This window comes from Carboxylicivirga sp. (genome assembly GCF_982718395.1).
On the sequence record NZ_CEXQWX010000171.1, the window covers coordinates 2,778 to 12,189 of the forward strand.

At 38.9% G+C, this 9,412-nt stretch carries 7 protein-coding genes; 5 read left to right on the forward strand and 2 right to left on the reverse strand.

Annotated elements, in window-relative coordinates; genetic code table 11:
- From AC4MRQ_RS21535 to AC4MRQ_RS21545, 3 genes are all read left to right on the forward strand, one after another.
- Positions 1 to 1,660 (forward strand): T9SS type B sorting domain-containing protein (locus tag AC4MRQ_RS21535; protein ID WP_491199790.1); only part of this gene is annotated, 1,660 nt, incomplete at its 5' end.
- Between the two features lie 32 nt (positions 1,661 to 1,692).
- Positions 1,693 to 2,634: a PorP/SprF family type IX secretion system membrane protein gene (locus AC4MRQ_RS21540; protein ID WP_491199791.1), complete on the forward strand. Its 942-nt coding sequence runs from the start codon at positions 1,693 to 1,695 to the stop codon at positions 2,632 to 2,634.
- 27 nt (positions 2,635 to 2,661) lie between these two features.
- Positions 2,662 to 4,938 (forward strand): OmpA family protein, encoded by a 2,277-nt coding sequence (locus tag AC4MRQ_RS21545; protein ID WP_491199792.1) that lies wholly within the window; start codon positions 2,662 to 2,664, stop codon positions 4,936 to 4,938.
- A 70-nt stretch (positions 4,939 to 5,008) separates the two neighbouring features.
- Here AC4MRQ_RS21545 and AC4MRQ_RS21550 read toward each other — a convergent pair whose 3' ends face one another.
- Positions 5,009 to 5,623 carry a leucine-rich repeat domain-containing protein gene (locus AC4MRQ_RS21550; RefSeq protein ID WP_491199793.1) on the reverse strand — a complete coding sequence of 205 codons (615 nt, stop codon included), beginning with the start codon at positions 5,621 to 5,623 and terminating at the stop codon, positions 5,009 to 5,011.
- 114 nt (positions 5,624 to 5,737) lie between these two features.
- Positions 5,738 to 6,616, reverse strand: a complete 879-nt coding sequence (locus AC4MRQ_RS21555; RefSeq protein ID WP_491199794.1) for a ChaN family lipoprotein — start codon at positions 6,614 to 6,616, stop codon at positions 5,738 to 5,740.
- Between the two features lie 306 nt (positions 6,617 to 6,922).
- On the opposite strand from AC4MRQ_RS21555, the gene AC4MRQ_RS21560 reads away from it, so the two are divergent.
- Together AC4MRQ_RS21560 and AC4MRQ_RS21565 are read left to right on the forward strand one after the other, a co-directional pair.
- The gene (locus AC4MRQ_RS21560; RefSeq protein WP_491199795.1) at positions 6,923 to 9,181 is read left to right on the forward strand and encodes a TonB-dependent receptor plug domain-containing protein; all 2,259 of its coding nucleotides are present in this window, start codon (positions 6,923 to 6,925) and stop codon (positions 9,179 to 9,181) included.
- A 16-nt stretch (positions 9,182 to 9,197) separates the two neighbouring features.
- On the forward strand, positions 9,198 to 9,412 hold a 215-nt coding region (locus AC4MRQ_RS21565), incomplete at its 3' end, for a hypothetical protein (protein WP_491199796.1).

The window sequence follows — 9,412 nt, forward strand, 5'->3', positions numbered from 1 at the left end:
CACCTCAGAGAATGGTACAACAGACAGTTTCGAAGTAGCACTGAATACTCAGCCAACAAGCGATGTAGTGATTGATATCACTGGATTGGATGTAACTGAAGGTAGTCTTGATGTAACAACGCTTACATTTACGCCTTCAAATTGGAACGAAGTGCAAACAGTCACTGTAACAGGTCAGGATGATGACGAAGTCGATGGTGACATTGCTTACGTACTGACTCTATCTGTTGACGATACCAATTCAGACGATACCTATGATGGATTATCAAGCACAGTTGATGTAACAAATGCAGATAACGACACAGCTGGAATCTCAGTTACCTTAACTGATGGAAGCACATCCACCTCAGAGAATGGTACAACAGACAGTTTCGAAGTAGCACTGAATACTCAGCCAGCAAGTGATGTGGTAATTAACATTACCGGATTGGATGCAACCGAAGGTAGTCTTGATGTAACAACGCTTACATTTACACCAGCTAACTGGGACGAGGCACAAACAGTAACCGTAACAGGTAAAAATGATGACGAAGTTGATGGTGACATTGATTACGTACTGACTTTATCAGTAGACGATGCTAATTCAGATGATACTTACGATGGACTATCAACTACCGTTGATGTAACTAATATTGATAATGAATCAGGTAATTCAACTCCTGTTGCTAATCCTGATGTAGCGGAAGTGGGAGAAGGTGAAGTCTTGAACGGTACATCATTATTGGAAAATGATTCAGACCCTGATAATGATGAGTTGACGATTAATACTGCGCCAGTAGTTGGACCTGTTAATGGAGACCTGATTATTAATAATGATGGAACTTATATCTATACTCCAGATCACCGATTCTTTGGAACCGATTCATTTACATATGAAGTGTGCGACAATGGTACGCCTCAGGAATGTGCTACAGCAGTTGTAACAATAACAGTTAATGAGAATCCGGATAGGGATGGAGATGGTATTGATAATGATCGTGAAGGTGATGATGACCTGGATGGAGATGAAATACCAAACGATGAAGATGAGGACTCGGACGGCGATGGTATCCTTGATGAGGAAGAAGGAGATGTAGATACCGATGGTGATGAAACACCTGATTATAAAGATCTGGATTCGGATGATGATGGTATTCTTGATGAAGATGAAGGAAATGGTGATACCGATGGCGATGGAAAAGAAGATTTCCGAGATGATGATTCGGATGGAGATGGAATTCTTGATCAGGTAGAAGGAGATGTTGATACTGACGGTGATGGACAGGAAGATTATCGAGACCTGGATTCAGATAATGATGGAGTGCTGGATGCCTATGAGACAACAGGCGACTGTGACAATGATGGAACACCAGATCGAATTGACGATGATTTGTGTATCGATGACATTGAGCTATTGGAAGGATTTTCTCCAAATGGCGATGGTGTAAATGATACCTATAAGTTACCGATAGAACTGGACATTTATAATGTGAAATTCGAAGTGTTTAATCGCTGGGGTAATATAGTTTACCGTGTTGATAAATACGAGAATGACTGGAATGGAATATCCAATGTTGGTTTTAAGATTGGAGATAAACTACCAACCGGAACTTATTACTATATCATCACGGTTGAGGAAACCGGCGATAAACTGAACGGATATATTTACCTGACTCGTTAATAAAGCAGTAAGAAATTGTAAATAAGAAAGAAATGAAACGATTATATAAAAATACATTAGTTGTTTTAGGAATGATGCTCTTACTGCTTATTTCAGGTAAGGTAAGTGCTCAGCAAGAACCATTGTATACGCAATACATGTTTAACACAGTATCGGTTAACCCGGCTTATGCGGGAACTCGCAATGCGATGAACGTACTATTATTGTCGCGCATGCAATGGACAGGAATGGATGGTGCACCACGTACCTATGATTTCACAATGCATACACCATTAAATAATTATAAAATGGGTCTTGGACTATCGGTTGTATCCGATAGTCACGGGCCGGTTAATAATTACTATGTGAATGTGAATTATGCCTATCGTGTCAGCTTAAGCGAGTCCCTGACCCTATCAATGGGTATTAAAGGAGGTATTTATAATTACTATGTCAACCTGACAGATATTAATGTTGGAGAAAACGATGTGGCCTTTATGGATAATGTTGAACAGCGTTTTCAGCCCAATGCTGGTTTAGGTTTGTATTTGTATTCCGACAAATACTATTTTGGGGCGTCGGTGCCAAAACTAATACAGACTGAGTTAAACGGTGATCAATCAACATATGGATCAATCAGTGATTTGAAACAGCACTTTTTCCTGATGGGAGGTTATGTTTTTGATTTAAATAAAGATGTGAAGTTTAAGCCATCATTAATCACTAAATTTGTGAATGGTGCACCACCTTCAACCGATGTAACAGCGCAGTTTCTGTTAAAAGATACTTATTGGCTGGGAGCCACTTATCGATTGGGTGATGCAGTTGCCTTTATTGGCAATATCAAACTCAATAAGCAGCTGATGATTGGTTATTCGTATGATTTTACAGTATCAGCATTGAATAATTACAATAATGGTAGCCACGAGATTATCATTAGTTACGATTTTGATGGTTTCCTGAAAAACAAGGTGAAGTCTCCGCGTTATTTCTAAAGTGCAAGTATTTATAAAACAGTAAAAATGAGAAGATCAGTAAACAAATATATAAGCTTGTTTATTTTGGCTCAATTGGTTGTGGTAACCACATTGAATTCACAAAATATATTAGAAAGAACTGTCAATAAGGCTGATTCACTTGTATTGAGGCATCAGCATAAACGAGCCAATAAAAACTTTGATAACATGGCCTATGTAAAAGCCATTGAAAAATATGAGAAGTTACTCGAAAAAGGGATTGAAGTCGATTCATTGAAAAGTAACCTGGCAACAGCTTATTATAAGGTAGGAGAAACAGCATCGGCAGAGCCTTTATTCAGAGATGTGGTTAACAGGGGACACTACTCACCTGACGATTTATACTACTTTTCTCAAACATTAAAATACAATCAGAAGTATGAGGAAGCAGATGAATGGATGGATAAATACCGTGAATTGAGAAGTACAGATTCGCGATCAGAAATTCAGCATCAGGCAGCACCTAAGATATTTGCGATTGTTGATAAAGAAAGGTACAAAGTTGAGGAAGTTAACTTTAATTCTTCTAAAGCCGACTTTGGGGCAGTAGTATACGGCGATGAGATAATATTTGCTACCGGCCGTAATGATGAAAAAATAATCAGAAGGGAATATGCCTGGGATGAAACACCTTATTTAGATCTCTATGGGATAAAAAAAGATGCAGGAGCATTGAGCTCAGCTAAATTAGTGTCCAGAAAGTTATCATCTGCATTTCATGACGGACCGGCTTGTTTTTCCAGCGATGGTAACGACATTTACTTTACCCGGAATAACTACAGCAAATTTGTCCGTCAGTCGAAATCGGATATTGTTGAACATCTTGGAGTTGTTAACAAAGCTGTACCTAAAAAAAGCACAGTTGGAGTAAACAACCTGATGGTGATGCACGCAACAAAGGACGATGAAGGCAACTGGAACTACCCGGAGCCCCTTTCGTTTAACAGCAAGGAATACTCTTGTGGTCACCCATGTCTATCGCCGGATAATCAAATCATGTACATTGTTTCAGATATGCCCGGTGGTTATGGTGGTTCAGACATATATATGTTAGAACGCACAGAAAACGGATGGGGAGAGCCGGTTAATATGGGAGCAGATATTAATACTGAAGGAGAAGAGATGTTTCCGTTTGCACACCCTAACGGCTTGTTCTATTTCTGCTCAAACGGACAATTGACTTTGGGAGGTTTAGATGTTTTTGTGGCTCAAAAAGATTCCGAAGGCTATAAGGTGAAAAATATGGGTTACCCTTTAAACACCTCTAAAGATGATTTCAGTTTTTACCTTGAAGAAGACGGTGTACATGGGTACTTTGCTTCTAATCGAGAAGGAGGTAAAGGTAATGATGACATTTACCGGTTTACCATACTGGATGAAGTGACATTTTCTAAGCCAATAGACGGTATATTAATTGATAAAAATACACGTCAGGCTATTACCAATACACTGGTTAAATTAGTTGGACCTGACGGACAGGAGCTGACTGAACTGCTTACTGATAATGCCGGATTGGTTTCAACGGAACTGGAAGATATACCTTACCTTACTGCTATTGTTAATGCACCGGATTACTTTCCATACAAAGAGCGCATTGAGTTGGGCGAGGAGGTGTCAGAATTTGAAATGGCATTGATACCAAAGCCATATTGGGGTATTTATGGTAATGTATTCTTATTGCCGGAGATGACACCAATACCGGAGGTAACGCTCCTGATGGAAGCTAAAACCGGTGAAAACGACAAACTAGTCAGTAATGCAGATGGAACGTTTAAAACAAAGCTGCAACCAGATATGGATTACGATCTTGTATTTACCAAGAAGGAATACTTTACCAAACGTGTGTCATACTCAACCGTTGGACGTGATACGGGTTATGTCAATGTGAATGAGTTTATTGAGCTGGAGATGGAAAAAGCTGAGATTGGCAAAAGTATCGAAATTGAGATTTTATATGATCTGGGTAAGTGGAATATTCGGGAAGATGCAGCCACAGAGCTGGATGATATGATACAGTTCCTGAATGATAATCCAACGATTAAGATAGAATTAGGGTCACATACCGACGCCCGAGGAACCAAAAGTTCCAATCAGACATTGTCTCAACGACGGGCTGAATCAGCCGTAAAATATATGGTTGACAGAGGTATTGCAGCTGATCGTATCCAGGCGAAGGGTTACGGTGAAACACGACTCAAGAACCGATGTGCCGATGGTGTTCCTTGCTCAGAGGAAGAACATCAGGCCAACCGCCGTTCTGAAGTAACAATTATTGAGATGTAGAATTATCGAAAGAGAATCGGGGAATGGAAAGCTGGGAGTCGGTTGATTTATTCAATCGGCTCCTTTGGGTTTATAATATCAGTCGATTGATTTTGTCACGTGTTGTGCCTTGGTATTCATCCAAAGGATTATCAATTAAAACCAACTCATCCAGTTGTTCTATACCTACTTTTTCAAATGGAAAGCTGGTTAATTGGTTATTGTTAAGATATATATTGCGCAGGCTTTTGGAGTTCAATAAAGATTCACAGCCTTCAGTTATTTCATTATCACTTAGATCAATCAGGTTAAGACTAGCCAGTTGACTAATCAGAGCAGGAATTTCGTGAAGAGCATTATGACCAAGGTATAATCTTTCTAACTTTTCCAATAAAGGCAGTGACTGAGGTAATGAGCTTAATTTATTAATGCGGATATCTATGTAACGAAGTTGTGTTAACTGACCTATCGCTTCAGGGATATTATCAATGTTATTTTCACGAATATCGATGTATTCAAGACTTTCAAGCTTAAAAATTTCATCAGGAATTGTTCCATTCAATTGACTTTTAAAAATGCTTAAATGAGTCAGTTGTTGATCATCATTCAATACATACCCTTTGGTAATCCAACTTATTTTTTCGACCTGTTTAAGTGGACGATACAGTTGTTTATTGAGTGTTTTGATCGTTTGAATATCAGACATCGATTTGAATTTTTGTCGAATATACTAAGGATTTTGTATAATATCTGATATTTATGACAAGAAAAAAGCCGCAGATTACTTACCTCCGGCCTTGACTCATTCGGTATAATAACATTATCGCTTTCGCATGCCCACGTATGTTTTAGTCATATCCGACGGCACACAAATAATATAATCAGCCTTATCAATGTACTCCTCATCCAGTTTATCAATGTCATCCTGTGATACCGTGGTTATTGTCTGAACTTTTACGCCAGGTTGGTAAATCTGAAGGTATTTTCTGATGCCTCCATTATCGTCAGAATGAAAACTGCCATTATAGTGGATAAATAATTTATTATCAGCCAGGTTTTGAGTGATAAACCACGCCATAGTAGCATCCTTAATAGCCTGAGCTTTAGCAATTGGGAGCGGGCTTTTACCCATCATGCCACCCATTTTTGCAATTAATACAGAATCCGGGTCAAATTCGATTGGTAAGGGAGCTATATACCGTTTCGCTTCATCACTTAAATCATCGAGCTTTTCAATGCCTTTTTTATGAACCACAGAAGCATAGCGGCGCGGAATATTGCTGGCTACAAAATGAATAGCAGAGTCTTTTGCAAAACGAATCAAAGGTTCATAATCCGTATCGTAATTGCTCCATAGGCGGCATTCAGCTTCAAACTTTTCAACAGAGATAATACCATTCAGGTATTCATCCAAAATGAGTTGGTTGTCAGCTTCAAACATTTCAGCCCCCATTGTAATACTCCCGTCCATGACTGTATACAGAGATTTGGTTACTTCCAGCTCAAGCCAGTGGGCAATCGGATTATTGTGATATTCTCCAAACAGCATAATCTCAGTGTCCGACAGGTTTTTGATCATTTTTTCATATTTGATTTCCTTTCCTTTAGAATCGAATAGCCTGTAAGCCGGTTTGTCGGGTTTGAATCCGGTTAAGGTTAACATGCATGTTAATAGAGTAATAGGTATTATTGCTTTCATATTATACGGTATTAATAATGTCTATTTTAACAGGGGGAATGACATAATGTTTATGCATCCAAAATTATGACATCTCAGCATATTATCTCAAATTATCGCTATCCCTATATTTGGTTAATAACAATTGATGATATATAGTGCTAAGGCGTTATTAGTGCTGGTTTATTTCGTTTTTTTAACTCTAAAAGGCGCGTTTAATTCACGCATTTTCATAATTAGTTAGGATTGTTGCGTGCTTGCATGCACTCTATTTTTGCGGAACAATAAGATCAACAATTCGGCTCTTAAATACTGAAAACTGTTAAAATGCGCAAAAATCATTCATACTTTCATGTTATATTATCAATTATTACACTAGCAACTTGGTCTGGTAATAGCTATGCACAAGCTGATTTAGGCCCAAACCCTTTAAGTAATAAATGCCCTATTCAGTTGATTGAATCAGGTGACAAAACACCAGTCGTTGGTGCTCATATTTGCCTGGAATTAGCAGATGGACGCAAAGTTTATGAAGTGTCTGATACCGAAGGAAAGGCTACTTTGTATTATAGCGACAAGAAAGAAGGAATGGTAGCTATCTCATCCATTGGTTTTGTAACACAGTACCTGCAATTAAATTCGATTGAAGAAGGTGCAGTTATACCAGTAAAAGCTGATGTGTTTAATATTGATCAGGTAGTGGTGACTGGTTCCAGTCAACCAACACTAGTAGATAGTTCGATTTATAAAGTCAAGCTGATCAGCGAAGAGAAAATTCGTCAGTCAGGAGCAGTTAACCTAAGCGAACTATTATTGACTGAAGCCAATATCCGCATGTCAACAGATCTTGTTTTAGGTAGTCAGATTGAGATGTTGGGCATGAGCGGTCAAAACGTTAAAATCATGATTGACGGCGTACCGGTTATTGGCCGGCTCGATGGTAATGTGGATTTAAGCCAGATCAACCTGGCCAATGTTAAGCAGGTAGAGGTGATTGAAGGCCCCATGTCGGTGGTGTATGGTAACAATGCTTTGGCAGGTACTATTAACATCATTACTAAAAAGAACTTTTACCACGAATTAACAGGGCAGGCCAATGCTTATGCAGAAAGTGTAGGACGTTATACAGGTAACGCCAGTGTTGCTAAAAAGATGGGAGCTCATACCATATCGGCCGAAGGTGGTTATGAATATTTCGCTGGTGTTGATTTCGACGAAAGCACTCGTCAGATGGACTGGAAACCCAAAAACCTGTATCGGATAAATACGAATTACACATTTAATAAAAACAATTGGCAACTGACAGGTCGGGTGGGTATTTACAGCGATGAACTGCACAATAAAAGCAACTTGTCGGGTACCAGAGTGTATGATACCTATTATTACACCGACCGTTATGATTTTAGTGTTGGCTTGAACAAAAGCTGGAATAAACACAACTCCCTGAATATGGTGAGTGCATATAATCTGTATGACCGTTCATCACAAAACCTGACAAAAGATTTATCCACACTAGAGGAGAATTGGGGTGAAAAGATAACAACTCAAAAAGCCAATCAAAAAATGTTGCGGGCTATTTACAGTCATGCTATCGTGCCGGGTGTTCTATCATTTCAAAGTGGTGCCGATATTAATGCGGAAACAATGGAAGGACCGCGCATTACCGATGGCGAACAAAGTTTGGGTGATTATGCTGCTTTCTTAAATATCAATTACAACCTGACACCTAAGCTGGAGGTTCAGCCAGGTTTACGTTATGCTTACAATACAGGCTATGATGCACCTTTGGTATACTCCCTGAATGCTAAGTGGCATTTTGCCAAAGCTTTTAACTGGCGCTTTTCGGTGGCCAAAGGTTTTAGGGCTCCAAGCGTAAAAGAGCTATACTATGAGTTTGTCGACTCAAACCATGAGATCTTTGGTAACCCTGATTTAGAGGCTGAGTCATCATACAACTACAATACTTCCATCGATTATACAATACAGAAAGATATTCACAACTGGCGTATTAATGCTTCGGCTTACTACAATGATGTGGAGAACCTAATCACTCTGATTCAGGATGAAAACAGTACTAAATATATCTATCAGAATATTGCTGAGTACGAATCCACCGGAGGTGATATTGAACTGAATTACGGTTATAAAAATCGATTAAAGTTGAGAGCCGGATATGGTTTGACAGGACGCTTAAACACCTATACCAAAGAGAACGGTTCTGATAAATTCAATCTGACACATGATTTTTTCGCCGGTGTTAAATGGGCTGAAACTAAAGCCAATTTAACATTGGCAGTCGATTATAAATACAATGGCGAGTTACCATTTTTCTATACCGACGACGAAGGTATTATCAGGGAAGGGCAACAAGAAGCTTACCATACAATGAATGCCTCGGTAACCAAACATTTTTTTAAACGCCGCCTGCAAGCTGTAGCCGGAGCAAAAAATCTGTTTGATGTAACATCAGTCAATCGCCTTAGTGGCAGCGGAGGAGCACATTCCGGCGGTAGTGGCGTACCCATTTCCTATGGTCGCTCTTTCTTTATTAATCTGACATACAAATTCAATCATTCAAAACAATAATAATAAATAATAGAAAATGAAGAAGTTACTATTCTCTATGGCTTTAGCCATCGCTTTATTTGCCTGTGACGACGATGAAAAAATCGAAGTAAAAGATTATGGAATGAAAACCTTTGAGGCAGATTTAAAATATGATAAAGACGTTACTCATGGTGAGGTTGCTTACAAACAACAAACTTTCATGAAGTTAGGGGAAACTGCTCCAATACATGTAGGTACATATGGAGAAAA